Origin of the sequence: Pseudomonas sp. PWP3-1b2 (assembly GCF_049896045.1) — a bacterium.
GTDB classification, from domain to species: Bacteria; Pseudomonadota; Gammaproteobacteria; order Pseudomonadales; family Pseudomonadaceae; genus Aquipseudomonas; species Aquipseudomonas antarctica_B.
In genome coordinates this window covers 20,198-46,097 of sequence record NZ_JAFCTN010000044.1, presented here as the reverse complement: position 1 = coordinate 46,097, position 25,900 = coordinate 20,198, and the positions used below count along the sequence as shown (strand labels likewise).

The following is a 25,900-nucleotide window of genomic DNA, read 5'->3' as shown; positions in this document are numbered from 1 at the left end:
GGTGTGTCAGTCGAAGCTCAAATGACTGACACACCGCCATCGCAGGCAAGCCAGCTCCCACCGTTTGATCTTCGTTTGACCTGCAAAAAATGTCGAGCTAGCTCACCAAACTGCGCAACGCGCTGATCTGCGGGATATCCACCCGGCGCATGTACGCGCGCAGCGGCTCGGTAATGTTGATGCGCTCATCAATATTCTGGTCCAGCAGCAACTGAATACGCTCGCGCGACAGGGTCATGGTGTGCTCCGCAGCCGGCAACCAGACAAACTCGGCGGTGGGAATAATGCCGTCATCGGCCACGTCCATGCCGAAGGCATCCTCGCTGAAACGCACGATGTAGTGGCCGGTCTTGCGGTTCAGGCCGACAAAACCATGAAGGTCGTCGGCAGCCTGGCAGATGAGTTCGGATGTGATGCGCATGGTAAACCTCACTGAAAAGTCCCACAGGGACTGGAAAGATGGTTTACACGCGTGGCAGAAATGACTGCCCTCTAACGGGGCGGCTTCGGGCAAGAGTACTGCAACACGGCACAAAAAAACCAAGAAAATGGGCCCTGCGCACGTTATTGTCGGTTTGGTGATAGCGCCTTTCGCAATCAATTGTTAAAAAGGACGCCTTCTCAAAGTTACCTCCACGAAAGGACTTCGCATATGCCTGTCACGTTTACCAAGAGTGCCTTGCTGCTCGCCCTGATGCTCGGCCTCTCCCAGGCACAGGCCGCCGACCCGATCAGCCCGGCTGAATTGGCGACAAACGAAGGCATTCCGTACCCGGCCGTCATCGCCCACCGTGGCGCGTCCTTTGATGCCCCCGAATCCACCGCCGCTTCCTACAAGCTCGCCCGCGACCTCGGCGCCGACTACCTGGAAATGGACCTGCAGCGCAGCAAGGACGGCGTGCTGTTCGCCCTCCACGACAACAACCTGCAACGCACCACTGACGTGGCCACCAAGTTCCCCGAGCGCAAGGACGCCCCGGCCAACGAGTTCACCTGGGCCGAACTGCGCACCCTGGACGCTGGCAGCTGGTTCAACGCCGCCTACCCGGACCGCGCCCGCCCTGCTTTCGTCGGCCTGAAAATTCAGAGCCTGGACGAAATCATCAAGATCGCCGAAGGCAACCCCCAGCACAAACCCGGCCTGTACATCGAAACCAAGGAGCCCAAGCAGTTTCCGGGCATCGAAGCCGACCTGAAAAACAAGCTGCTGGACAAGGGCTGGTTAAGCTCCGCCGGCTCCAAGCTGGGCAAGAGCAACACCGGTGTGGGCCAGGGCAAAGGCCGCGTCGTGCTGCAAACGTTTGAAAAAGACAGCTTGAAAGAGCTGCAGAAAGAAATGCCCAACACCCCGAAAATCCTGCTGTTGTGGGTTGGCCCAGGCAGCATCGAGCCAAAGTTCACGCAGACGTTCGCCGAATCCGGTGAAGCGACCAAGGCCGCCTACTACGCCAAGCAAGAGCCAAAAGACGCGGCCGAGTTCGAAAAATGGGTCGACGAAGCCAAGAGCCTCGGCGCCATCGGCACCGGCCCTTCGGCTGAGCTGACCAACCATGGTGATCAGAGCTACACCGACCTGGTGAAACCTGAAATGAACAAGCTGACCCACGACAAGGGCCTGCTGGTGCATGTGTACACCGTGGATGAGCCGGTGGACTTCGACAAAGTGATGAAAGCCGGCGTCGATGGCATCTTCACCAACCGCGCCGCCGAACTGCTGAAGTACTTCAAGCGCTGGCCGTCCTCGAGCGTATCGGACCTGCTGAAGGACAACGGCTACTGAGTCGCTGGTGTCAGTGCGCCATTAAGGATGAGTTAAGTTGCGCTGGTTAATCTGGCGCCACTTAAACAGCTCACCCACAAGGACACTGACTATGAAGACCCTGACTGCCCTGTTCGCTGCTACCGCCCTGACCCTGACTGCCGGTCTGGCCCAGGCTGATGTCCGTCCGGACCAGATTCCAGCCCTGCTCAAATCCGGCGATGTGATGGCGTTCGAGAAACTCAACGCCGCTGCCCTGGCCAAACACCCCGGCGCGACCATCGCCGACACCGAGCTGGATCACGAAGCCGGTCGCCTGGTCTACGAAGCAGACCTGACCGACACCGCCGGCAAAAAGTGGGACGTGAAGCTCGACGCCAAAACCGGTGAAGTGCTGGAGGACAAGCAAGACTCGTAATTCAAACGCCCAAAAAAACCGCGTCACTTTTTAAAGTGACGCGGTTTTTTTATGCCCCCAAACGCGCGGTCACCTCATTCAGCTCACTCGACAACCCGCGCAGGTTCTGGCTCGCCACTTCGGTGCGCTGCACATTGTCCATATTCGTGGTGGCGACGGCGGTGATCTGCGTGATGTTGCGCGAGATATCTTCGGCCACCGAGGTCTGCTCTTCGGCGGCGGTGGCGATCTGGCGGTTCATGTCACGGATCGCTTCCACGGCCTGGGTGATATGGGTGAGCATCGCGCCAGCCTCGGTGACTTTTGCCACGCTCTCATCGCTGCACGACTGCCCGCTCATAATCGCCTGCGCCGCATCCACCGCGCCGGTTTGCACGGCGTGAATAATCTGGTTGATCTCGATGATCGATGCCGCCGTGCGTTGCGCCAGGCTGCGCACTTCATCGGCCACTACCGCAAAACCACGCCCGGCCTCGCCTGCGCGTGCGGCTTCAATGGCGGCATTGAGGGCAAGCAGGTTGGTCTGCTCGGCGATCCCACGAATCACCTCCAACACTTTACCGATGCGCACGCTGTCGGTTTCGAGGCGGCGGATGATAGTGCCGGTGTTGAGGATTTCGTTGCGCATCTGGCCAATGGTGGCGATGGTGACCTGCATCACTTCACCGCCCTCCCGCGCCGATTGATCCGCCTCATCGGCAGCACGCGATGCGCTGGCCGCGTGACGTGCGACTTCCTGGGCGGTGGCCGACATTTCGGTCATCGCTGTGGCCACCTGATCGGTGCGGTTAAATTGCTCATGGGTGCCGGTGGCCATTTGCCCGGCGATCGAGTTCAACTCGCCGCTGGCGCTGACAAGGTCCGTGGCGCTGCGTTGCAGGCGGCTGAAGGTTTCGGCAAGGAAATCTCGCAGGGTATTGGCGGCGGCGGCCAGATGGCCCAATTCATCCTGGCGGCGACTGGCGACACGTTCGGCAAAGCGGCCGTGGCTCAATTGAGTCACGTAGTCGATCAAACCGCGAATCGGCAAGATCAAGTTACGGTTGATCAGCCACAGGCTGAACAGACCGATCAATACACCTGAGAGCAACATGATGGCCAGCCCGACCATCACTGTGCGCTCGGCGTAAGCGCTGATGGCCACCGATTGCTTCGCGCCTTGCTCGCGCAAGTCACTGACTAACGCGCTCATCTGCTCGCTGGTGGCGCGGTCCACACCCTTGACCGCAGCGTCACCCGCGCTCGGGTCGGCGCCGGCAGCCAGGTAGGCATCGCGCCCTTTCTGATAGGCCACGCCCAGTTGCAGGTGCTCCTGACGCAAGGTTTCGATGCGCTGGCTCAGCGCCGCGTCGCCATTCGTGTGAGTCACCAGACGGGCAAGGATACCTTGCACATCGCGCTGCCGGTCCTGGAACTGGCCCCAGTACTTCTCCATGTCCTGAGGTTGCTTGCCGCGCAGCAACACATTTTTCCATTCCTGCACCTGCACTTTGAATTGCAGGTTGGCCTCATCGATTAATTGTGAGGTGAGCAGCGGCCCGTCGATCAGGCTGCGATAACTCTGTACGCCATTGGAAAGGAAGTTGAAACACGCCAGGGCGATCAACAACATCGCCAGCAGGCTGCCACCGAGCAGCGACAAGATCTGGGCTCTCAAGGAGGTTCGCAAAACATTCATCGGGGAAAAGCCTCGATACAAGGGAAAGGGTGCATGAACGCCGCAACTTCCTTGTCATCGAAACCACCGCTAATTCACAGCAGTTCGTTATGCCTTGAATCGGCCATTCCAGACGCTTCTTGAACGGTTGCTGACAAACGGTCAATAAAATGTCACCGCGTCGAAATAAATTCAAAACCGTCACAAAAATGTCAAATTTCCTTGCAATGATTCGCACACGCGAACCTGTGAACGTCCTACAGGCGCTCTCTCTGCGAGCCTTCATGAACCACAGCATTGATCACGGCCACCAGGATCCCGATCTGTTTGGCTTGCTTTACGGTTTCCGTTTTCGCCCCGGCGAAAAGGGCGAGCAGATCGACTCAGCCACCGCGCTGGCCGCCTTGCAGGCGCCGCAAGACCCGGAAGAATTCCTCTGGTTGCACCTGAACCTGGCTCACGCCGCGTGCGAGCGCTGGATGCAGGCGCACCTGTCGTTGCCGGAGGAATTTTTCGAAGCGCTGCACGAAGGCTCGCGCTCAACGCGCATCGAACACGTGGACTCGGCCTTGCTGGCGGTGGTCAACGACGTGGTGTTCAATTTCAGCAGCATGGTGTCCTCGGATATTTCCACGCTGTGGGTGTGCGCTCGCAGCCGCTTGCTGGTGAGTGCGCGCCTGCAACCACTGCACTCGGTGGATAAACTGCGCTCGTCGGTAAAGGCCGGTGAACGCTTTCGCTCACCGCTGGAGTTGCTGGTGCATCTGCTGCGCGACCAGGGCGAAGTGCTCACCCAGATCGTGCGCAAGACCAGCATCAGCGTCGACCATATCGAAGACCAGTTGCTGTCCTCGCGCCTCTCCACCAACCGCGCCGAACTCGGTGCCGCACGCCGGGTGCTGGTGCGCCTGCAACGCCTGTTGGCGCTGGAACCAGGCTCATTGCTGCGCCTGCTCAACCGCCCGCCGCAGTGGCTGCAAAAGGAAGACGTGAAGGAGCTGCGCAAATCCACCGAGGAGTTCGCGCTGATCATCAACGACCTCACGGCCCTCGGTGAGCGCATCAAGCTGTTGCAGGAAGAAATCGCGGCCAACCTCAATGAACAGAGCAACCGCACGCTGTTTACGCTGACCGTGGTGACGGTGCTGGCGCTGCCGATCAACATCATTGCCGGCTTTTTCGGCATGAACGTGGGAGGTGTGCCGCTTTCAACCGACCCGGAAGGCTTCTGGATTCTGGTGGCGCTGGTGGCAACGTTCACCGTGATTGCCGGGCGTTGGGCCTTCAGAAAGCGCAAGGATTACTAAGCCTGAAATGAGGTCAACTGTGGGAGTTGATTGCACTCTGACATTAGTTCTGCAGTGTTCATTGGACAAGTGGCACCCCCAATTCCCCAAACACTGATTTACCGCAGCATCTCTGTAACATTTTGCAATGATCATGACAAACATCCTTCCCCACACTGGATGCTCCGGCATGGCCACCCCTTCCCTGACTGCCTCCAATACCGCTTCACCCACAGACGCCAAACCCCGGCTGGACAAAAAGCCGGGCCTGGTGACGGTGATCATGTTCTTCGCCGTGCTCGCCATGGGCCTGCTGTTTACCGCCTACAGCCTGATGCACGACATGCACGAACTGGGCACGGTGGTCACCACCTGGACGCCGTTCCTGCTGCTCGGCGTGGCGCTGTTGATCGCCCTGGGTTTCGAATTCGTCAACGGTTTCCACGACACCGCCAACGCCGTCGCCACGGTGATCTACACCAACTCGCTGCCGCCGCATTTTGCGGTGGTGTGGTCGGGGTTTTTCAACTTCCTCGGGGTGCTGCTCTCCAGCGGCGCGGTGGCGTTCGGCATTATCGCCTTGCTGCCGGTCGAGCTGATTTTGCAGGTGGGCTCGTCGGCGGGTTTCGCAATGATCTTCGCCCTGCTGATCGCCGCCATCCTGTGGAACCTCGGCACCTGGTGGCTGGGCTTGCCAGCTTCGTCTTCCCACACGCTGATCGGTTCGATCATCGGCGTCGGTGTCGCGAACGCCTTGATGCACGGGCGTGACGGCACCAGCGGTGTGGATTGGGGCCAGGCGACCAAAATTGGTTACGCGCTGCTGCTGTCGCCGCTGATCGGTTTTGCCTTTGCTGCGTTGTTGTTGCTCGCCCTGCGCGCCTTTGTGAAAAACCGCGCGCTGTACAAGGCGCCGAAGGGCGACACCCCGCCGCCATGGTGGATTCGCGGCATGCTGATCGCCACCTGCACCGGCGTGTCGTTCGCCCACGGTTCCAATGACGGCCAGAAAGGCATGGGCCTGATCATGTTGATTCTGGTCGGCACCCTGCCGATGGCCTACGCGCTGAACCGCGCCATGCCCGCCGAGCAATCGATGCAGTTTGCGGCAGTGGCTGAAGTGACCCAGGTGGCCCTGGTGAAAAGCGCGCCGCAACCGTTGGCGGGTGACCCGCGCCCGATTCTTTCGACCTATGTGCGCACCAAGGAAGCCACGCCGGAGCTGGTACCTGCCCTCGCCGCGCTGGCCGGGCACATCGGTGACGAAGTAAAAGGCTATGGCTCCCTGGCCAAAGTGCCCGCCGAAGCCGTGGGCAACGTGCGTAACGACATGTACCTGACCAGCGAAACCATTCGCTTGATGGACAAGGGCAAGGTCGGCAACTTTGACGCTGACACCCAAGGCAAGCTGAAACTGTTCAAGGAACAGATCGATAGTTCCACGCGCTTTATTCCGCTGTGGGTGAAAATCGCGGTAGCCATCGCCCTGGGCCTTGGCACCATGGTTGGCTGGAAGCGCATCGTGGTGACGGTGGGCGAGAAGATCGGCAAAACCCACCTGACTTACGCCCAAGGCGCCTCGGCAGAAATGGTGGCGATGTTGACCATCGGCGCAGCAGACATCTACGGGTTGCCGGTGTCGACGACGCACGTGTTGTCGTCGGGTGTGGCCGGGACCATGGTGGCTAACGGGGGTGGGTTGCAGATGAGGACCATCCGCAATCTGGCGTTGGCGTGGGTGCTGACGTTGCCGGCGGCGATTTTGCTTTCAGGCAGCCTCTACTGGTTGTTCACCAAACTGTTCTGACCCAACACCGTCTAAAACTGTGGGAGCTGGCTTGCCTGCGATAGCTATATAACAGTCAACAAATCTGTTGACCGATAAATAGCCATCGCAGGCAAGCCAGCTCCCACAGTTGGTTGTGCATGTATTCAGTTGTTGAAGAGTGCGGCCATCGCCTTCATGCGTTTTTTGTAAACCCGCCGCGCCTCCAAGGCTTCTTCCAGTGTCACCGCCACAAACCCCGCCCGTTGATTCGGCTGCATTTGCCCGATCAAATCCAGGTCTGCACTGATCACCGTGCCAATCATCGCGTACCCACCGCCCGACACCGCATCGCGGTGCAGCACAATCGGTTCCAAACCCGCAGGGACTTGAATCGACCCGATCGGGTAGCAACTGTCGACGATATTCGATGGATCCGACCCCGCGCCAAACGGCTGCTCCCGTGGCTGAAAGCTCAACGCACTGCCGCCCTTGAAGCGATAGCCGATGCGGTCCGCCTCGGAACCGACCGTCCAGGGTTCGGCAAAAAAACTGCTTTTGGCCGCAGAAGTCAGGCGCTCGTAATACAGCCCCGGCACCACCCGCAAGGTTACATCGCCCCCCACCGAGCGGCGCAAGGCCATGGGCAAACTGTTGCCCGCACGCCCCAGCCCACTGGCTTCACCGATGGACAACTCATCGCCCTCCTGCAACCGCCGCCCCTGAAAACCACCGAGTGCGCCCAGTGTGTAGGTCGAGCGACTGCCGAGCACCACCGGCACATCAATGCCCCCGGCCACCGCGAGGTACGTCCGCGCGCCGGCCTTGGGAAATTCAAAACGCAGCACCTGCCCGGCGCGTACCTGGAACGCGGTGTCCTGGTGCACCACTTCACCGTCCAGGCGCGGCGACATCAAGGCACCGCTCAGGGCCACCAGCGCGTCCTCCTGGAACTCAAGCTCAGGCCCGATCAGCGTGCATTCCAGGCCCGCCGCGCCGACCGGGTTGCCCACCAGGTGGTTGGCCGCACTCAAGGCGTATTGGTCCAACGCGCCGGAGGGCGGGATGCCCAGGTGGTAATAGCCTTCGCGGCCCAGGTCTTGTACGGAGGTGGCGAGGCCGGGTTTGAGGACCTTGATCATGCCAGCGCCTCCTGCAGGGTTTTCGGGTAGCCGATGGGGTCGGCGAGAAACGCGTCGAGGGAGAATTCCACCGGGCGGATGCGCAGGTCGAAACGGCCCGCGTCTACCTGCGCGACAGCCAGGTCATAGGCATCGCGGTCAATGGGTTTGAACTGCACGATGTCGCCGGGGCGGAAGAACACCATGTGTTCCTTGAGGTAGGCCAACTGCTGCGCCGGGTCGTAGATCGGTGCCGGGGTCACGCCGAACATCTGGTAACCGCCGGCGCCGCGTACCGAGTAGATGCAACCAAAACAACCGCCATGGCCGAGGGTGAGTTTCGGCGTGTCGGTGCGTGGGCGCAGGTACTTGGGCACCTGCAACTGCCGCGCGCGCTCGACCATCTGGAACATGAACGGCAGGCCCGCGACAAAGCCAACCATCGACACAAACCACGGCGCGCCACTGTGAGCGGCGATGAATGCGTCGACGTCGGCCAGCCCGTTGACGCGTGCGGCGTATTCCAGGTCAGTGCCCGTGGGGTCTTGGTGGCGGTCGCGAAAGCGCATCAGGGTTTCATGGGTCCAGGGGTCGTTGTAGAGCACCGGGATTTCGATAATGCGCGTGTGCAAGGTGCGTTCGGCCACGGCCTGGGCTTCGGCGCTTTGCACGGCGTCGAGCAGCACGTGGGGCGCAATGCGGTCGGGGTCGAAGCGAATCTGGAACGACGCATTGGCCAGGCACACGTCCAGCACCCCTTCCAGGGCCAGGCGCTCGACGGCGCGGGTCACCGCCATGCCTTTGAAAAAGGCCTCCAGGGACATGCTGTCGCTGACCTCGGCAAACAGGTGTTCATCACCGCCGAAGCTGTAGCGAATGGGGGACGTTTGAGCCATGTCTATTCCTCTTGGAATCATTGTAGAAAGGCAGGCAAAAAATGACGGATCGATCTTATTGGGGGGTTCTGACGTCAATGCCCGCCGTGTCCAGGGCTTCGCGCGTGGCTTCCACCAGTTCCAGGGCGCCGGGGGTGTCGCTGTGCAGGCAGATGGAATCGAATTCAATAAAAAGGTCTTCGCCCTCTACCGTTTTGACCAACCCGGTCTGACACGCACGCAGGACGCGCGCCGCCACCGTTGCTGGGTCCAGTGCGCGAACAGTGCGGGTAAACACGATGGAGCCCGTAAGGTCGTACTCACGGTCGGCGTAAAACTCGCGCACCACCGGCTGCCCCAGTTCGGTGGCAACCCGCCAGATGACCGAGTTTGGCATGCAGTACAGCAACAGCGTCGGCTCGATGATTTGCAGGTTTTGCACCAACAACCGCGCCGCTTCTTCGTCACGGGCCAGGTGCATATAGAGCGCGCCGTGGGGCTTGATGTGTTGCAGGGTCACGCCTTGGGCACGGGCGATTTCCCGCAGGGCGCCGAGTTGGTAGAGCATGTCGTCCACCAATTCCTGGGCCGGTGCGTTGATGTGCCGACGCCCGAACCCGACCAAATCCCGAAAGCCGGGGTGCGCGCCGATGGCCACGCCCAGTTGCCTGGCGCGCTCGACGGTGCGGCGCATGGTGCCGGGGTCGCCAGCGTGAAAGCCGGTGGCGATGTTGGCTGAGCTGATATAGGCCATCAGCTCGGCGTCGACGCCGTCGCCAATGGTCCAGGGGCCGAAGCCTTCGCCCATGTCTGAATTGAAATCCACTGCCTGCATCGGGGCTGCTCCGCCAAAAAGGTGATGGCTGAAAGTAGGCCGCGGCTTGACCCCTTGGGAAGATCTATTATCAGATGGCCCATCTTCTGAAAAACAGATAAAGCCATGTCCCTGACCTTGCGCCAAGTCCGCTATTTCATCGCCACCGCCGAGATCGGCCAGATATCCCAGGCGGCGATTCACCTGAACATTTCCCAGTCGGCGGTCACCACCGCGATCAAGGAGCTGGAAGCCATGCTCGGCGTGCAGCTATTCGTGCGCTCGGCCCAGGGCATGAACCTGACCGACGCCGGGCGGCACTTTCTTAACCGCGCTTACGTGATCGTGCGCAGTGTGGACGATGCGCTGAACAGCCCTCTGCCGGATTACCGCGCCAGCGGCGTGCTGCGTGTCGCCGCCAGCTACACCGTGCTGGGTTATTTCCTGCCCCACCACCTGCAACGCATGGAGCACTGGCACCCGGACGTGACCATCGAAGTGTTCGAGCAGGAGCGCCAGGCCATTGAGCACGGCCTGCTCGACGGCCAATTCGACATGGCCGTGGTCCTCACCGCCAACCTCACCCACCCGGATATCGTCTCCGAAATCCTCTTCAACTCGGAACGCCGCCTGTGGCTGCCCAGCCATCACCCGCTGTGCGACCGCGGCGCCGTGAGCCTGGCAGATGTGGCCCGGGAACCCTACATCCTGCTCACCGTCGACGAGGCCGAACACAGCGCCATGCGCTATTGGGAACACGCCGGGCAAACGCCTGACGTGCGGTTGCGCACCAGTTCAGTGGAAGCGGTGCGCAGCATGGTCGCCAACGGCAGCGGCGTGGCGATTCTGTCAGACCTGGTGCACCGGCCCTGGTCACTGGAAGGCAAACGCATCGAAACATTGACCGTGACTGACCCAGTCACACCGATGAGCGTGGGCCTGGCCTGGCACCGCGAGCGCGCGTTTACCCCGGCGATGCAGGCGTTTCGTGATTACTTCCACGACGCCTTCCTGGCGCCGCAGCAGTTGTCGGCGCGGCGCTAGAGAACGAACACTGTCAGCGTGGCGAGCGGGCTTGCCCCGCGTTGGGCTGCGCAGCGGCCCTGAAACCAGGCTCAGAGGAGTGTCTGACCCACTGCGTTCTTCTATTTTGGGGCTGCTTCGCAGCCCAACGCGGGGCAAGCCCGCTCGCCACAACAAGCCCGTTCGCCACAGGGGCAGTAACTGACGGGCGTTAGAGCTGGGCTTGCAAGGTGGCGGCCAGCCAGTCCATAAACACCCGTACTCGCTGCGGCAAATGCCGCTGACCCGCGTAAAGCAACGACACATCCAGCGCCGGGGCCGGGTACTGCGGCAATACCGCCACCAGTTCGCCGCTGGCGAGTAGATCGCGAATGCCCAGGGTTGGCACCTGAGTAATGCCGAAGCCGCCCACGCAGGCCGCCCTGTAGGCATCGGTGCTGTTGACCGTAACCCGCCCGGCCATGGGCAGGCGGTGCACCTTGTTGCCTTGCAGGTATTCAAAGCCTGCCGAGCGTGAGCCCAGTGGACGTACGTAATGCACCAGATAATGGTTGGCCAGGTCGGCCAGGGTCTCGGGCTTGCCGTAGCGTTGCAAGTAGCCTGCGCTCACGCAGTTGATCATCGGCATGCTGCACAGCAACCGGGCGACCACCGACTGGTCGGGCTGCGCGCCCACGCGTAATACGCAGTCGAACCCTTCGGCGAGCAGGTCGACCTGGCGGTCGGTGCTGCTGACTTCCAGCTCGATCAATGGGTGCGCGTCCATGAACGCTGGCAGGCGCGGCAGGATCAATTCCCGCGCCATCACGTTGGGCATGTCCACGCGAATACGCCCGCTGAGTTGCGCCTCGTCCTGGCGAAACAGGCCTTCCAGTTCTTCCATGTGCGAGAGCAGATCCTTGCTGCGCTCGTACAACACACGCCCGTCCTGCGTCGCCTGCACCTTACGCGTGGTGCGTTGCAACAAGCGCGCGCCGAGCAGTTCCTCCAACGCCTGCACATGCTCGGACACGGTAGAGCGCGGCAAGCCCAGGCTCTCCCCCGCTTGAGTAAAACTCGACAATTCGGTGACCCACACGAAGGTGCGCAACAGCTCAAGCTTGTTCATGGGATTGTTCGCCTTATCCGGCCAGTGTTTCCGGTATTGCTCTGTTTATCACGTTATGGGCGGACAAATACACTCAGTCCCACGATCACTCAGAGGAATCCACCATGTCTCGTAAAATCGCACTGATCACTGGCGCCAGCCGCGGCCTCGGTAAAAGCGCAGCACTGCACCTGGCAGCCCAAGGCGTCGACATCATCGGCACTTACCACAGCGCTGCGGCCGAGGCTCAAGCCGTGGTCGAACAGGTTGAAGCCCTGGGCGGTCGCGCCGCCATGCTGCAACTGGATGTGGGCCAAAGCGGCACCTTCAATGACTTTGTCGGCGAAGTCGGCCGCGTACTCAAGGATGTTTTCGCACAGGATCACTTCAACTTTCTGATCAACAACGCCGGTGTGGGCGCGCATACCAGCTATGCCGACACCACCGAAGAACAGTTCGACACACTGGTGGCGATCCACTTCAAGGCACCGTATTTTCTTACGCAAAAACTGCTGCCGCTGATCAGCGATGGCGGGCGCATCATCAATATCTCCAGCGGCCTGACGCGCTTCACCCTGCCGGGGTCTTCGGCCTACGCCTCAATGAAAGGTGCCGTGGAAGTGCTGTCGCGCTATCAGGCCAAGGAGTTGGGCCCGCGCGGGATCACCGTCAACACCCTGGCGCCCGGCGCGATCGCCACCGACTTCAACGGCGGCACCGTACGCGACAATACGCAGGTGAACAGCATGGTTGCCAACAACACGGCCCTGGGCCGCGTCGGTTTGCCGGACGATATCGGCGGCGCGCTCTCGGTTCTGCTGGCCGACGGCAGCAACTGGATCACCGGGCAGCGCATTGAAGCCTCGGGTGGCATGTTCCTTTAAACAGGCTACGCCAGCCTCCATGCCTGCAGATCCCTGACAGGCATTTCCCCTTGCGCCCTTACTGCCAGCCCTTTCAAGGTCTTTGGAAATCTGTCTGATAGGGCGAACACCATCCCTGTGGCGAGCGGGCTTGTCCCGCGTTGGGCTGCGAAGCAGCCCCAAAAACAGCAGCCGAAGAGTGCCTGACTCACCGCATCCTTCCTTTTTAGGGTCGCTTCGCAACCCAACGCGGGACAAGCCCGCTCGCCACAGAGTACTTATCGCCTGTTTTGCCTAAAGACCTTGAAAGGGCTGGCCCTTACTGCGCGTGGCGGCATTTGCCCGCCACGCGCAGTAAGGGCGCTTGTGGATTTCGTTGCCTCGTTCACGCTTGACTCGGTACACGTTGCTGTACGACTTTTTCCCGAATCACGTCATACGCCCAGTGATACACGTAGGTGTACGGCAGGAAAAACAGCAACACGCCGATGTCGAGGATAAACGCCTGCATCAGGCTGATGTTCATCCACGCCGCAATCAGCGGCACAGCGACAATAATCAGCCCGCCTTCAAACATCAGCGCGTGCAACACTCGAGTCCGGGCGCCACCGGACAATTGCAGGCGCACTTTCAACCGGTCAAACAGGCTGTTGAAAATGATATTCCAGCTCAGCGCCAGCAGGCTGAGGCCCAGGGTTACCGCACCCATTTCCAGGGCAGGTCGGCCGGTAATCCAGACCAACAGCGGCGTACAGATCAACAAGGCCAAGCCTTCAAACCCCAAGGCCTGGAAAACGCGTTCAGTAATCGACTTGTTAGGGCTCATAACCTGCGCTCCGTGAGTGACGATGGTTGCCATGATTACCCTTTGACTCGATACTTCATAACCAATAACCATCGACCAAGGCGATAGTCATGGCTTCAAACGAAGTACTGCAGGCGTTTGTGCAGGCCGCCACCCAAGGCTCGTTTTCTGCGGCGGCGCGCAAACTCGGCAAAAGCCAGTCCACCGTCAGCGCGGCGGTGGCGAGCCTGGAAATCGACCTGGATGTGGTGCTGTTTGATCGCAGCAGCCGCAAACCGACGCTGACGCCGGCCGGGCATGTGCTGCTGCAACGGGCCGAACAGGTGCTGGAAGCCAGCAGCCGATTGGAGATGGCAGCGAGCCAGTTGTCCCAAGGGTTGGAGCCGAAAGTCAGTATCGCCATGTCCGACACCTACCAGTCGGAGCGCTTCGAAATCGCCCTCAAGGCCTTTGAACAACGCTACCCGGACCTGGAGCTGGAATGGCTGATTGCCGAGTGCGAAGACTTGATCGACCTGGTGCAAAGCGGCCGGGCACAGATGGCGTTTATCGAGGCCCAGGAGATTTATCCACCCGACCTGAGCCGTGCCCCGGTGGCGGAGCGCGCGGAACTCGCGCTGTTTGTTGCCCCCACGCATCCGCTGGCCAGCCTGCAAGGCATCGACCCACAGACCTTGCAGCAACACCGCGAACTGCGCCTGGCGAGCGTCATCAACCCCAACGAGATACGCCCCACCGGACGCGTGTGGTCGGCACCGAGTTTTCTGATGCTGATGGAAATGGCTCAACTCGGTTTCGGCTGGGCGGCGCTGCCGCGCTGGCTGGTGGAGCGGTTTGGCAATGCGGGGCTGGTTGAACTGACAGTGCGCAGCTGGCCACGCTCGGTGGCGGTGGATGTACTGTGGTCGCGCCACCACCCGCCGGGGCCTGCGGGAAGCTGGATGTTGGGGCTGATGCTCGACTCATCACTTCCAGTCCCGGCACTTTAAACATGTAGCACACCTTGGGTTGAAAAACCCGGAAGCCCGCCTGCGGCAAACCCGATAGAATCCAGCCTCTTTGTAGGATTCTGGATGCACCCCTGATGGAAACCCGCCTCGTCCCCTATGAGACGCTGAGCCTCGTGCAAAAACAGCAGCTCGACACCCTGCAAGTGCACCCCGAACAGCTGGCGTATTCCGGGGATATCTACTGCGCGCTGAACAGCCTGCTGGTCAATCCCAACCCTGCCAGCGTCAAAGGCTTCGCCCTGCTCGCCGACGCAATACCCGTCGCCTTCCTCCTGCTCAAACGCCCGCCGTGCCTGCCCCATTGGGCGGATGAACACAGCGCCACGCTGCACGCGCTGCAAGTGGATCGCGCGCACCAGGGCCGAGGGTTTGGCAAGGCGTGTTTGCAGGCACTGCCCGAGGCGGCAGTGCAGGCGTGGCCAGAGATCAAGGCACTGGAGTTGTCGGTGGACGCGGACAATGTGGCGGCGATGCGTTTGTATCTGGGGGCTGGCTGGGTGGATAACGGGGAGGCGTATAAGGGCAGAATCGGGTATGAGCGCAGGCTGAAATGGGTATTTGGTCGGGGCCACCTTGACAACAGTAAAATGTAACGTATACGTAACTTATGATTATCAAGGTAATGAATACGTGACATGGACACTTCCGTTATTACTCAGCGACTCGGTCAGCAACTAAGAGCCCTGCGCCTCAATCGTGGCTACAAACAGGCGGATCTGGCGAAGTTGGCGGGGATTACCCGGCAAAAACTGATCGACATTGAAAAAGGAAGCCTTTCAGTGTCAATGAATGCCTATGCCCGGGCCATTGCAGCCTTGGGCAGCGAATTCAAATTGGTACCGGTAACCCTGCCAACGCTGGAGGAGCTGGAGGATTTGTTCAATGAATAACCCTCATTTGCGCGTGCATACTCCTCAAGGCGAAAGCGGTAGTGTGCTGATGAGTGCCGAAGACTATTTGTTTCGCTACGGCTACGAAGCGCAGGCACAAAACGCAGTCAGCCTGACGATGCCGGTTCGGGCAGAAGAATATCGCCGCCGAGAACTCCACCCCATCTTCCAGATGAACTTGCCGGAAGGCTACGTGCTGGAGCAATTGCGCAATCGCCTCGCCAAGACCGTGAAAGTCGACCCCATGCTGTTGTTGGCATTGTCGGGTAGCAGTGCCCCGATCGGCCGGGTGTTTGTGTCGTCAGACCAGGTCAACGCGTTGATCCAGCGCAACAGCCCTCCCGCAACGGGAGAGAATCTCGACGAAATTCTCGCCTGGGACGGCGCGGAAGATCTGTTCGTCGAACTGGTAGACCGCTACATCCTGCGAGCGGGCATTTCCGGCGTACAGCCCAAAGTGCTGGTGCCGGAAAAACCTCAAACGCCCGATCAAAAATTCACCTCAAAAACAGACGATCTGATCATCAAAAGCGGGCGCGACGAGTTTCCGGGGTTGGCCATTAATGAATACCTGTGCATGTCAATTGCTCGGGACGCTGGCCTTCACGTGCCGCCGTTTTACCTGTCTCAGAACCACAAATTGTTCATCATGCGACGCTTTGACCGGGACGAGCAGCTCAACCCGTTAGGCTTCGAAGACATGACTACGCTCATGGGCCTGTCTACCGAACAGAAATACACCAAGAGCTACGCCGCCGTTGCCAAAGCCGTGCGCGTGTTCTGTTCACCAGAAAACATCCATAGCTCGCTCGCGCAATTGTTCGACAGCGTGGCACTGAGTTGCATCGTGGGTAACGGCGATGCTCATTTGAAGAATTTCGGCGTGCTTTACAGTGATCCAATCAAATCGGACACGCGGCTCGCGCCGGCTTACGACATTGTGAACACCACTGCCTATATTCCCGAAGACTCGCTCGCGTTGACTTTGTCCGGTAACAAATCTCTGTTTGCGTCACGTTTGGGCATTCTTGAGTTTGCGCGAACCTGCGAAGTCGAAAATCCCGAAGCGCGCATCCAGGCGTTACTTCAAACCCTGGAAGTGGTGCTCAAACGCGAAGACGAGTACTGCCGGTTAGCCCCCGAAGTCGCGAGAGCTATCCGACAATCTACGCAGGGTTACCAAAACAGCTTCGGCGGCTGAATGAGTTCCCTGTAATCATCCCAGGACAAGGTAACTCCCATGCTTCTGCAGGGGCCGCGGTCAGCCTCTTTCGCCAACCGGCAACCAGATTTCCACGGTTCCGGTGCCTTTGCGCGCATCGAAGTCCGCGCTGTAGCGCTCGAAATCTGCGCCCATCACTTTGTAGCCCGAGTGCGGCAGCCATTCGAACATGATGCGTTCGTACGTTTGCTCAAGCGCCTGCACCGGCCCGTGATGGGGGAACACGGCATAGTTGAGCGGCGGAATTTCGACGCACTCGAAGTTGCCCGGCACGTCGCTCTTGCCTGGCACTTCAACCCCGGCCAGGTAATCGAATTCGCCGTGGTTGGGGTTATGGCACACGCCGTACGTCACGCCGCCGACGCGCTTGGTGATGTCTTTGATGCAGGTGTCGAACAGCTCCCACAGCTTGGGGATATCGCCGATGGTGGCCTTTGAATAACGCCCTTGTACACCGGCGATGACCAGTGCCTTGCCGGCTTCCATGCGTGGCTCTAACGGTTGTTTTGTCTGCTGATCCATACGAACAGTCTCCTTCTTATGAGGGAACAAACCCGCATCGAGTATAGGGGGATATCCACCCTGCACTCCAAGCAGAAAATTTTCCTACGCATCTGGACAACTGGCCATCATCGACCGTATTGTCTGCCCCGCAGGCCACCGCAGTGGCCGACGTCGCTCGGACGGTTCCGGGCGCTTACGTACTCCTGAGGCAACAATGGCAGACCAAGGTTCGCCGCGCCGCTTTGCGCGCATAGATCGACTCCCCCCCTACGTTTTTAATATCACTGCCGAGCTGAAGATGGCTGCGCGTCGGCGCGGCGAAGACATCATCGACTTGAGCATGGGTAACCCTGACGGCGCCACGCCTCCACACATCGTGGAAAAAATGGTCACCGTCGCCCAGCGTGAAGACACCCACGGCTACTCCACCTCCAAAGGCATTCCGCGTCTGCGCCGGGCGATTTCCCGCTGGTACAAAGACCGTTACGAAGTGGACATCGACCCGGAAACCGAGGCCATCGTGACCATCGGTTCCAAGGAAGGCCTGGCGCACTTGATGCTGGCCACCCTGGACCAGGGCGACACCGTCCTGGTGCCCAACCCCAGCTACCCGATTCACATCTATGGTGCCGTGATTGCCGGCGCCCAGGTGCGTTCGGTGCCGTTGATCCCTGGCGTGGACTTCTTTGCCGAGCTGGAACGGGCGATTCGCGGCTCGATTCCCAAGCCGAAAATGATGATTCTGGGCTTTCCGTCCAACCCCACCGCGCAGTGCGTGGAGCTGGATTTCTTCGAGCGCGTGATTGCGCTGGCCAAGCAATACGACGTGCTGGTGGTGCACGACCTGGCCTACGCCGACATCGTCTACGACGGCTGGAAAGCCCCGTCGATCATGCAGGTGCCGGGCGCCAAGGACATTGCGGTGGAATTTTTCACCCTGTCCAAGAGCTACAACATGGCGGGCTGGCGCATTGGTTTCATGGTCGGCAACCCGGAACTGGTCAACGCCCTGGCGCGGATCAAGAGTTACCACGACTACGGCACCTTCACCCCGCTGCAAGTGGCGGCGATCGCGGCGCTGGAAGGCGACCAACAGTGCGTGAAGGACATCGCCGAGCAGTATCGCCAGCGGCGTAACGTGCTGGTCAAAGGCCTGCATGAGCTGGGCTGGATGGTCGAGAACCCGAAGGCGTCGATGTACGTCTGGGCGAAGATTCCCGAAGCGTACGCCGCCATGGGTTCGCTGGAATTTGCCAAGAAACTGCTGCTGGAAGCGAAGGTGTGTGTGTCGCCGGGGATTGGTTTTGGGGAGTACGGCGATGATCACGTGCGCTTTGCGCTGATCGAAAACCAGGACCGGATTCGCCAGGCCGTGCGCGGGATTCGCGGGATGTTCCGCGCGGATGGTTTGGTCACTAAAGCCTGACCATTAACCACCTGAAGAAACCCAATTAATGTGGGAGCTGGCTTGTGTGGGAGCTGGCTTGCCTGCGATGCAGACACCTCGATGTTTCAGATGTACCGAGGTGATGCTATCGCAGGCAAGCCAGCTCCCACATTGGGCACGGTTCCCACAGTAGTTCAGGCGGTGTGGCTTACACCACCAACGACAGCAGCATGATAAAGATCAGCGCCACCACCGACAGGATGGTCTCCATCGCCGTCCAGGTCTTGAACGTCTCGACCACGGTCATGTTGAAGTACTGCTTAACCAGCCAGAACCCCGCATCGTTGACGTGAGACAACACCAACGAACCCGCCCCCGTCGCCAACACCAGCAGCTCACGGTTAACCCCCGGAATCATCCCCACCACCGGCACCACAATGCCTGCGCCGGTAATGGTCGCCACGGTGGCCGAACCGGTGGCCACACGAATCACCGCCGCCACCAGCCACGCCAGCAAAATCGGGTTGATTTGCGCGTTCACCGCCATATGGCCGATCACGTCACCCACGCCGCTGGTCACCAGCATCTGCTTGAAACCACCACCGGCGCCGATGATCAGGATGATCGCGGCGGTCGGCGCAAGGCTGGCGTCGAGCAGCTTGAGGATTTGCTTGGAGTGAATGCCCTGGCGATGGCCGAAGGTGTACAGCGACAGCAGCAACGCCAGCAGCAGTGCGGTGATCGGATGGCCGATCATGTCCATCCAGTTGCGAATCGCGTGGCCGTCCGGCAGCGCGACGTCGGCGAAGGTTTTGAGCAGCATCAGGAACACCGGCAACAGCACGGTGATCAGGGTGATGCTGAAGCTTGGCAGGTTCTTGTTTTCTGTCTCGCGGGCCAGTTGGTCGACCAGTTCCTGGGACGGGTTGCCCGGGATGTACTTGGCGATAAACGTACCGAAGATCGGGCCGGCAATGATGGCAGTCGGCAATGCGACGATCAGGCCGTACAGAATGGTCTTGCCGATGTCCGCGCCAAACACGCCGATGGCCAGCAGCGGGCCCGGGTGCGGTGGCACCAGGCCGTGGACTGCCGAGAGGCCGGCGAGCAGCGGGATGCCGATCTTGATCAGCGACACGCCGGTGCGGCGCGCGACGATAAACACCAGCGGAATCAGCAACACAAAGCCGATCTCGAAGAACAGCGGAATGCCCACCAGGAACGCGGCAAACATCATGGCCCACTGGACTTTCTCTTTGCCGAAGGCGCGGATCAGGGTCTGGGCGATCTGATCGGCGCCGCCGGATTCAGCCATCATTTTGCCGAGCATCGTGCCCAGCGCGAGGATGATGCCGACAAAGCCGAGCACTCCGCCGAAGCCGTCCTGGAACGCCTTGATGATCTTGTCCACGGGCATGCCCGAGGTCAGGCCGAGGAAGCCGGCCGCGATGATCAGTGCAATGAACGGGTGCACCTTGAACTTGGTGATCAAAAAGATCAGCCCGATGATTGTGACCACTGCGTCTAGCAGCAGGTAGGACTCGTGGGACATGCCAAACATGGGGGGGTCTCTCCTGTTTGTTGTTGTTATTAAAGCCGGTGTTGAATCTTTCGCCGGGGACAGCGCTATCTTTTCCGGCAAAAAATTAATGGGTTGGTTCAAAGCCGTGTTGCAGCCACCAGGCATTGGTTTGCTCGGCCAGTTCCTCGACGCTGTCTTCGCTGGCGTTGAGGGCCAGGGTCAGCGGCTCGCCCACGGGCGATTCAAGGGTGGCGAACTGGCTGTCGATCAGGCTGGCGGGCATGAAATGGCCGGGGCGATGGGACACACGGTCAGCGGCGACGGCGCGGGTCAGCTCCAGAAACACAAAACCCAGGCCCGGCGCAGCTTCGCGCAGGTGGTCGCGGTATTTCTTTTTCAGGGCTGAACAGGTGAGCACCGGGTGTTCGCCGGCTTTCAGCGAACGGCGCAGTTCATCGCAGAGGATGTCGAGCCAGCCGGCGCGGTCGTCGTCGTTGAGGGGGTGGCCGGCGCTCATCTTTTCGATGTTCGCGGCGGGGTGAAAGCTGTCGCCTTCAATGGCGGTGGCGCCGTTGAGGCGGCACAGGGCTTCGCTGACGCTGGACTTGCCACAGCCGGAAACACCCATGATGACCAGGGCAGTAACAGGTTGACTCATGAAACACCTCAGGACGCAGATAGCGCTACCTTTGCACGCTGTAACGCTAGTGCAAAAACAGGCTTTTCCCGCGCCGTCTTGTCATTTTTATGGAGTGACGCGTGCATCCGCTCCAATCATTTGAACGGGATCAGGCAACCCAACGTTCAAGCATTTGCAGCCATTTGGAGACAGCGCTACCTTAGTGCCTCGATTTTTGTTTGGCAAGCCGCCTGATGACCTCCAAGAACGATAAAAAATTGCGCACCACGGGTCGCCCGACCCTTAATGAAGTTGCCCGCCTGGCCGGCGTCAGCCCGATTACCGCCTCCCGCGCCTTGCGGGGCATCAGCACCGTGGCCACCGAACTGGTGGAAAAAGTGCAGCAGGCCGCTGCCGAACTGAACTACGTGGTCAACCCTGCCGCCCGCGCGTTGGCGTCGGCGCAGAGCCATTCAGTGGTGGTGATCGTGCCGTCGCTGTCCAACCTGTTGTTTATCGAAACACTGGAAGCCATCCACCAGGTGCTGCGGCCAAAGGGCTTTGAAGTGCTGATCGGCAACTCCCATTATTCGCGCGATGAAGAAGAAAACCTGCTGCGCAACTACATGGCTTATCAGCCACGCGGCTTGTTGCTGACCGGGTTTGACCGCACCGAAAGCGCGCGACGGCTGGTCGAGGCCAGCCATGTGCCCTGCGTGTACATGATGGACCTGGACCCGAATGCCGGAGTGAACTGCGTCGGGTTCTCGCAGTTGAACGCCGGGGAGACGGCGGCAGCGCATTTGCTGTCCCGTGGGCGCAAGCGCCTGGCGTATATCGGCGCGCAGCTGGACCAGCGCACCTTGCTGCGCGGTGAGGGTTTCCGCCGCGCGTTGCAGCAGGCGGGCATGTATGACCCGGCGCTGGAATTGCTGACCCCGCGCCCCTCGTCTGTGGGTTTGGGCGGCGAGTTGTTCCTGCAGTTGCTGGCGGCGCATCCGGATGTGGATGCCATCTTCTTTGGTAACGATGACTTGGCCCATGGCGCGTTGCTGGAAGCGCTGCGCCATGGCATCAGCGTGCCGGAACGCGTGGCGGTGCTGGGGTTTAACGACTTGCCGGCGTCGTCCTTTATGGTGCCGCGCTTGAGCAGCATCAGCACGCCGCGTGAAGCGATCGGGCGCAGGTCGGCGGAGCATTTGTTGACGATCATGGCAGGCAACAAAATCGCCAAGCCGGTGGTGGATATGGGGTTTGAGTTGCAAGTGCGCGAGAGCACGTAACGCAAACACCGCGAATCTAAAGCCCTGCTCGGTCAAACAGGTGGGAGCTGGCTTGCCTGCGATGGCGGTGAGCCAGCTAACACTTCATTGCCTGACACACTGCCATCGCAGGCAAGCCAGCTCCCACATTTTTGACCCTGCCCGCTTGAGATGTAGGACGCCTGTAGGACCCGGCTGACATTGAGGTAAGCGCCTTGCCCCGTTGCCTACGCTTACGTCAGAATCGGCCGGCTTGTGCGCTTGGGTCGGGGGCCACTAAGGTTGGCCGGTCGCCGAATTTCTCGGTGATCGGGTTTAGTAGCCTGAATGTCCCCACACTATATGCATAAGCCATCATGGTGGCTGTGCGTAGGGCGCCTTCGGGCGCGCCGGGTTTGTGTGGGATTACCGGTCTACTAACCTGCGTGCAGCTGCCACCCAATCGTTTAGTAGCGAAAAGGGTGAAGGCACAAGTCAGGTACTTCAACTATGCAAAGCGTCAATCCCCCGAATACGCTCTTCACCGTCATCCCCGATACCCCTACCGAAACCCTGCTGATCAACGGCTACGAAGCGGTATCTTCCGTCACCACATTATTACTTGACCTGTCCGACGACCTCACAGGCAAACAGCGCGACGTCGCCTTGGCGATTCATCAATTAAGCGAGCTGAGCGTACTGCTGGTCGGCCAGGCCATGGATCAGCAAACACCGCGAATCTAAAGCCCTGCTCAGTTAAACAGGTGGGAGCTGGCTTGCCCGCGATGGCGGTGAGCCAGCTAACACTTCATTGCCTGACACACCGCCATCGCAGGCAAGCCAGCTCCCACATTTTTGATCCTGCCCGCTTGGAAGCATCGCCGTGGCTGGCGGCCCCTGTTAGATTGGTTGCTCTCCCCCGCAAGGAAAGCACCATGGGACATTCTCTGAAAATCTTGGGTCGCACTTCTTCCATCAACGTGCGAAAAGTCTTGTGGACGTGCCAGGAACTGGGCATCGACTACACCCGCGAAGACTGGGGCATTGGCTTCAAGCCCACTCAATCCCCTGAGTTTCTGGCCCTGAACCCCAACGCCCAGGTGCCGGTGTTGATTGACGATCACGGCGTGCTGTGGGAATCCAACACCATCTGCCGCTACCTCATCGGCCTTTACCAGCGCTACGACCTGCTCCCCGCCGAACCTGCGCCGCGCGCGCGGGTCGAGCAGTGGGTGGACTGGCAAGCCGTCGAGCTCAATCGCGCCTGGGGCGACGCCTTTACCGCGCTGGTGCGCAACAATCCGAACGGCCTCGACGCGGCGCAGATTGCCGCCGCCGTAAAGCAGTGGAACGACAAAATGGGCCTGCTGGAACAGCAGTTGGCGAAAACCGGCGCCTATGTTGCCGGCGACGAGTTCACCCTGGCCGATATCCTCATTGGCCTCTCGGTGCACCGCTGGCAAAACACACCCATGGAGCGCCCGCCCTACCCCGCCATCGCGGCGTATTACGCGCGCCTCGGCGGGCGCCCCGGCTTTAAAACCTTCGCCCTCGACGGCCATAACTAACAACAAGGATTTCACCGTGAAGCTCAGCGCCTGGCTCAGCCCGCGTGACGCGGTGCAGCTGTTGCAACGTTCGGTGGAGGCCGAGGGCGTGAAACACTTGATCGCCCATGGCATTTCCAATAATCGTTTCAAGCGCCTGGACCTCAGCGAAACCACGCGGGTGCTGGGCTATCAGCCGGTGGATGACGCCTTCCAGACCTTCGACATTCCCGTCACCGACTGAGACCCTGCGCCATAAAACCTTGAAACCTGAGGTTTTGGCGCAATAAATCGGCGAATGTGTGGCCGGCCGCACGCAATTTCACAAGCGCCGATTTCCGTTAGCCCGCTAAGATCCCAGGTCACCGCCCCCTGGAATTCGCCCCATGTCGACTCTTACCGCCTCAAATACCGACGGCATCGACCCGGTTCGCGCCGCTCATATCAGTGCACGCATCGACCGCCTGCCGGCCGTCGCCACGATCTGGCGCTTGGTGGCGCTGCTCTCGATTGGTGGTTTTTTCGAGCTGTATGACCTGTTCCAGACCGCCTACATCAGCCCAGGCTTAATCAGCGACGGAATTTTCCACACCGGCAGCGAGGGCGTGTTCGGCTTCTCCGACCAGGCGGCGTTCGCCTCGGCGACCTTCCTTGGCCTGTTCCTCGGCGCCAGCCTGCTCAGCCCCATCGCCGACCGTTTCGGGCGCCGGGCGATCTTCACCTTTGCGTTGATCTGGTACACGGTGGCCACGGTGCTGATGGGCATTCAGACCTCGGCGCTGGGCATCATCTGCATGCGCTTTCTGGTGGGCATCGGGCTGGGCATCGAACTGGTGACCATCGACGCCTACCTCTCGGAACTGGTGCCCAAGCGCATGCGCAGTTCGGCGTTTGCCTTTGCGTTTTTTATCCAGTTTCTGTCAGTGCCAGCGGTGGCGTTGATGTCGTGGTGGCTGGTGCCCCAGGCGCCGTTCGGCATTTCCGGCTGGCGCCTGGTGGTGTTGAGCAGTGCGGTGTTTGCGCTGTTTATCTGGCAACTGCGCAAGCGTTTACCGGAGTCGCCGCGCTGGCTGGCGCAAAAAGGCCGCTTCGATGAGGCCGGCAACATTCTGGACACGATTGAGGCACGCTGCCAAAAGGATCACGGCAAGCCGCTGGATGAGCCGGAACCGGAAGCCATCAGCGTGCAAGGCAGCGGGCGTTTTGCCGATATCTGGCAACCGCCGTACCGTCGCCGTGCGTTAATGCTGATCGTGTTTCATGTGTTCCAGGCCATCGGCTTTTTCGGTTTCGGTAACTGGTTGCCGGCTTTGCTGTCGGGCCAGGGCGTCAGCGTGACCCACAGTTTGCTCTACGCCTTCATCATCACCCTCGCCTACCCGCTGGGGCCGTTGCTGTTTGTGAAGGTGGCCAACCGCTTCGAAAACAAATGGCAGATCGTCGGCTCGGCCATGGGCGCGATGATTTTCGGCAGCCTGTTCGCCCTGCAAACCACGGCGGTGGGGCTGGTGATTTGCGGGGTGATGATCACTTTCTGCAACGCCTGGCTGAGCTTCAGTTACCACTCCTACCAGAGCGAACTGTTCCCCACCAACATCCGCGCACGGGCGGTGGGGTTTTGCTATTCGTTCAGCCGTTTATCCACGGTGTTCAGCAGCCTGTTGATCGGTTTTATCCTTGAACACCTGGGCACGCCGGGGGTGTTGGCGTTTATCGCCAGCAGCATGTTGATCGTGATGATTACCATCAGTTGGTTCGGGCCACGCACCCGTAACCTGGCGCTGGAAAACATCGCCGACTGACGGCAACGGTTCGCCGCTGGCGGGACAATTGTTGCCGCGGCGGCGGCGCCATCCCCAATAAAACCGGGGGCATCACCTTCGGCATGCTAATTGCTCCATCTGTGGGACCGAACCTATCCGCAGGTGAATGATCATGCTGGTTAACAACAATCCCCAGGCCCAGGCGACGATCCAACAGCTCAAGCGCTCCGACATGGACCCGGCCAACGCCGCCGCCAGCGCGCTCTACAGCGGCGCCGCGCAAGCTGCGCAGCAAAGCGTCACCGTGCCGACTGCACAGACCGACCTGAACAAGGCCAACGACCGCGTCGACGAAGCCTTCGCCAAAACCCGCGTGCAGTTGCAAGCGAGCACAACGGCCAGCGCGCCGACCACGGGTTTACCGGCCACCGATTCCACCAGCGGCACCGCGCGTGCTGAGTTCACTGAGTTCATGAATAAATCCCCGGCCGAACGCATCCGTGAGCAATTGCTCAAGGAGCAGGGTTTGACCGAGGCGCAAGTGCAGGCGATGCCGCAGGATAAGCAGGACGCTATTTCCAAGGAAGTGGCTGACCGGGTGAAGCAGCAGGCCCAGCAGCAGGTAGCGGCAAAAGCCACTGACCCTGCGCAGTCGGTGAAAGAAACCCTGGCCGCGATCTAACAGACACCACTGAACCAATGTGAACGCTGGCTTGTGTGGG

The 25,900-nt window shown here is 60.3% G+C and carries 26 protein-coding genes and 1 pseudogene; 17 read left to right on the top strand and 10 right to left on the bottom strand.

The window, feature by feature from the left end; translation table 11 throughout:
• Positions 1-97 precede the first annotated feature (97 nt).
• Positions 98-421: a DUF2025 family protein gene (locus ACP7A2_RS22780; protein ID WP_426136045.1), complete on the bottom strand. Its 324-nt coding sequence runs from the start codon at positions 419-421 to the stop codon at positions 98-100.
• Between the two features lie 231 nt (positions 422-652).
• Here ACP7A2_RS22780 and ACP7A2_RS22775 point away from each other — a divergent pair, with 231 nt between their 5' ends.
• Positions 653-1,780 carry a glycerophosphodiester phosphodiesterase gene (locus ACP7A2_RS22775; protein WP_426136044.1) on the top strand — a complete coding sequence of 376 codons (1,128 nt, stop codon included), beginning with the start codon at positions 653-655 and terminating at the stop codon, positions 1,778-1,780.
• 91 nt (positions 1,781-1,871) lie between these two features.
• Positions 1,872-2,177, top strand: a complete 306-nt coding sequence (locus ACP7A2_RS22770; RefSeq protein ID WP_426136043.1) for a PepSY domain-containing protein — start codon at positions 1,872-1,874, stop codon at positions 2,175-2,177.
• A gap of 49 nt (positions 2,178-2,226) precedes the next feature.
• Here ACP7A2_RS22770 and ACP7A2_RS22765 read toward each other — a convergent pair whose 3' ends face one another.
• Positions 2,227-3,855 carry a methyl-accepting chemotaxis protein gene (locus tag ACP7A2_RS22765; protein WP_426136042.1) on the bottom strand — a complete coding sequence of 543 codons (1,629 nt, stop codon included), beginning with the start codon at positions 3,853-3,855 and terminating at the stop codon, positions 2,227-2,229.
• Positions 3,856-4,118: 263 nt separating this feature from the next.
• Here ACP7A2_RS22765 and ACP7A2_RS22760 point away from each other — a divergent pair, with 263 nt between their 5' ends.
• Together ACP7A2_RS22760 and ACP7A2_RS22755 are read left to right on the top strand one after the other, a co-directional pair.
• The gene (locus ACP7A2_RS22760) at positions 4,119-5,141 is read left to right on the top strand and encodes a transporter (protein WP_426136041.1); all 1,023 of its coding nucleotides are present in this window, start codon (positions 4,119-4,121) and stop codon (positions 5,139-5,141) included.
• A 169-nt stretch (positions 5,142-5,310) separates the two neighbouring features.
• Entirely contained in the window at positions 5,311-6,927 is a 1,617-nt protein-coding gene (locus ACP7A2_RS22755; RefSeq protein ID WP_426136040.1) for an inorganic phosphate transporter, read from the top strand.
• A 125-nt stretch (positions 6,928-7,052) separates the two neighbouring features.
• Here the strand turns inward: ACP7A2_RS22755 and ACP7A2_RS22750 are convergent, their stop codons facing one another.
• From ACP7A2_RS22750 to ACP7A2_RS22740, 3 genes are read right to left on the bottom strand one after another with little or no spacing between them, the layout of a single operon-like run.
• On the bottom strand, positions 7,053-8,027 hold the full coding sequence (locus ACP7A2_RS22750; protein ID WP_426136039.1) for a biotin-dependent carboxyltransferase family protein: 975 nt from the start codon (positions 8,025-8,027) through the stop codon (positions 7,053-7,055).
• Positions 8,024-8,902, bottom strand: coding sequence for a 5-oxoprolinase subunit B family protein (locus tag ACP7A2_RS22745; protein ID WP_426136038.1), 879 nt, complete (start codon positions 8,900-8,902; stop codon positions 8,024-8,026). The genes ACP7A2_RS22750 and ACP7A2_RS22745 overlap by 4 nt, the downstream gene beginning before the upstream one ends.
• Before the next feature lie 55 nt (positions 8,903-8,957).
• A complete protein-coding gene (locus tag ACP7A2_RS22740) occupies positions 8,958-9,716 on the bottom strand; it encodes a 5-oxoprolinase subunit PxpA (RefSeq protein ID WP_426136037.1) in 759 nt (252 codons plus the stop codon).
• Between the two features lie 105 nt (positions 9,717-9,821).
• On the opposite strand from ACP7A2_RS22740, the gene ACP7A2_RS22735 reads away from it, so the two are divergent.
• On the top strand, positions 9,822-10,739 hold the full coding sequence (locus ACP7A2_RS22735; RefSeq protein ID WP_375070273.1) for a LysR family transcriptional regulator: 918 nt from the start codon (positions 9,822-9,824) through the stop codon (positions 10,737-10,739).
• Between the two features lie 190 nt (positions 10,740-10,929).
• Here ACP7A2_RS22735 and ACP7A2_RS22730 read toward each other — a convergent pair whose 3' ends face one another.
• Positions 10,930-11,826: a LysR family transcriptional regulator gene (locus ACP7A2_RS22730; protein ID WP_426136036.1), complete on the bottom strand. Its 897-nt coding sequence runs from the start codon at positions 11,824-11,826 to the stop codon at positions 10,930-10,932.
• Between the two features lie 104 nt (positions 11,827-11,930).
• Here ACP7A2_RS22730 and ACP7A2_RS22725 point away from each other — a divergent pair, with 104 nt between their 5' ends.
• Positions 11,931-12,689, top strand: coding sequence for an SDR family NAD(P)-dependent oxidoreductase (locus tag ACP7A2_RS22725; protein ID WP_375070270.1), 759 nt, complete (start codon positions 11,931-11,933; stop codon positions 12,687-12,689).
• A gap of 364 nt (positions 12,690-13,053) precedes the next feature.
• On the opposite strand, the gene ACP7A2_RS22720 is transcribed toward ACP7A2_RS22725, so the two are convergent.
• Positions 13,054-13,494 (bottom strand): multidrug/biocide efflux PACE transporter, encoded by a 441-nt coding sequence (locus tag ACP7A2_RS22720; protein ID WP_426136035.1) that lies wholly within the window; start codon positions 13,492-13,494, stop codon positions 13,054-13,056.
• 89 nt (positions 13,495-13,583) lie between these two features.
• On the opposite strand from ACP7A2_RS22720, the gene ACP7A2_RS22715 reads away from it, so the two are divergent.
• The 4 genes from ACP7A2_RS22715 to ACP7A2_RS22700 all read left to right on the top strand — a co-directional run bounded on the left by ACP7A2_RS22715 (position 13,584) and on the right by ACP7A2_RS22700 (position 16,574).
• Positions 13,584-14,462 carry a LysR family transcriptional regulator gene (locus ACP7A2_RS22715; RefSeq protein WP_426136034.1) on the top strand — a complete coding sequence of 293 codons (879 nt, stop codon included), beginning with the start codon at positions 13,584-13,586 and terminating at the stop codon, positions 14,460-14,462.
• 95 nt (positions 14,463-14,557) lie between these two features.
• Positions 14,558-15,076, top strand: a complete 519-nt coding sequence (locus tag ACP7A2_RS22710) for a GNAT family N-acetyltransferase (protein ID WP_426136033.1) — start codon at positions 14,558-14,560, stop codon at positions 15,074-15,076.
• 42 nt (positions 15,077-15,118) lie between these two features.
• Complete coding sequence (locus ACP7A2_RS22705; protein WP_348057851.1) at positions 15,119-15,373, top strand: helix-turn-helix domain-containing protein; 255 nt, start codon at positions 15,119-15,121, stop codon at positions 15,371-15,373.
• A complete protein-coding gene (locus ACP7A2_RS22700; protein ID WP_426136032.1) occupies positions 15,366-16,574 on the top strand; it encodes a type II toxin-antitoxin system HipA family toxin in 1,209 nt (402 codons plus the stop codon). The genes ACP7A2_RS22705 and ACP7A2_RS22700 overlap by 8 nt, the downstream gene beginning before the upstream one ends.
• Before the next feature lie 60 nt (positions 16,575-16,634).
• Here ACP7A2_RS22700 and ACP7A2_RS22695 read toward each other — a convergent pair whose 3' ends face one another.
• On the bottom strand, positions 16,635-17,117 hold the full coding sequence (locus tag ACP7A2_RS22695) for a GyrI-like domain-containing protein (protein WP_426136031.1): 483 nt from the start codon (positions 17,115-17,117) through the stop codon (positions 16,635-16,637).
• A gap of 196 nt (positions 17,118-17,313) precedes the next feature.
• Between ACP7A2_RS22695 and alaC the strand changes: the two genes are divergently transcribed.
• Positions 17,314-18,525, top strand: coding sequence for an alanine transaminase (gene alaC / locus ACP7A2_RS22690; RefSeq protein ID WP_053139975.1), 1,212 nt, complete (start codon positions 17,314-17,316; stop codon positions 18,523-18,525).
• Positions 18,526-18,694: 169 nt separating this feature from the next.
• Here the strand turns inward: alaC and ACP7A2_RS22685 are convergent, their stop codons facing one another.
• Positions 18,695-20,047: a GntP family permease gene (locus ACP7A2_RS22685; RefSeq protein ID WP_348057843.1), complete on the bottom strand. Its 1,353-nt coding sequence runs from the start codon at positions 20,045-20,047 to the stop codon at positions 18,695-18,697.
• An 85-nt stretch (positions 20,048-20,132) separates the two neighbouring features.
• Positions 20,133-20,666, bottom strand: coding sequence for a gluconokinase (locus ACP7A2_RS22680; RefSeq protein WP_176998014.1), 534 nt, complete (start codon positions 20,664-20,666; stop codon positions 20,133-20,135).
• A gap of 212 nt (positions 20,667-20,878) precedes the next feature.
• On the opposite strand from ACP7A2_RS22680, the gene ACP7A2_RS22675 reads away from it, so the two are divergent.
• From ACP7A2_RS22675 to ACP7A2_RS22650, 6 genes and pseudogenes are all read left to right on the top strand, one after another.
• Complete coding sequence (locus ACP7A2_RS22675; RefSeq protein ID WP_426136046.1) at positions 20,879-21,910, top strand: LacI family DNA-binding transcriptional regulator; 1,032 nt, start codon at positions 20,879-20,881, stop codon at positions 21,908-21,910.
• Positions 21,911-22,378: 468 nt separating this feature from the next.
• Positions 22,379-22,612 (top strand): DUF6124 family protein, encoded by a 234-nt coding sequence (locus ACP7A2_RS22670; protein WP_375070254.1) that lies wholly within the window; start codon positions 22,379-22,381, stop codon positions 22,610-22,612.
• Between the two features lie 191 nt (positions 22,613-22,803).
• Positions 22,804-23,436 carry a glutathione S-transferase family protein gene (locus ACP7A2_RS22665; RefSeq protein WP_426136030.1) on the top strand — a complete coding sequence of 211 codons (633 nt, stop codon included), beginning with the start codon at positions 22,804-22,806 and terminating at the stop codon, positions 23,434-23,436.
• A 22-nt stretch (positions 23,437-23,458) separates the two neighbouring features.
• Positions 23,459-23,659, top strand: a pseudogene (locus tag ACP7A2_RS22660) (NAD-dependent epimerase/dehydratase family protein); the annotation flags it as partial.
• 142 nt (positions 23,660-23,801) lie between these two features.
• Positions 23,802-25,217 carry an MFS transporter gene (locus tag ACP7A2_RS22655; RefSeq protein WP_426136029.1) on the top strand — a complete coding sequence of 472 codons (1,416 nt, stop codon included), beginning with the start codon at positions 23,802-23,804 and terminating at the stop codon, positions 25,215-25,217.
• 133 nt (positions 25,218-25,350) lie between these two features.
• Positions 25,351-25,860 (top strand): hypothetical protein, encoded by a 510-nt coding sequence (locus tag ACP7A2_RS22650; RefSeq protein ID WP_426136028.1) that lies wholly within the window; start codon positions 25,351-25,353, stop codon positions 25,858-25,860.
• Positions 25,861-25,900: the final 40 nt, after the last annotated feature.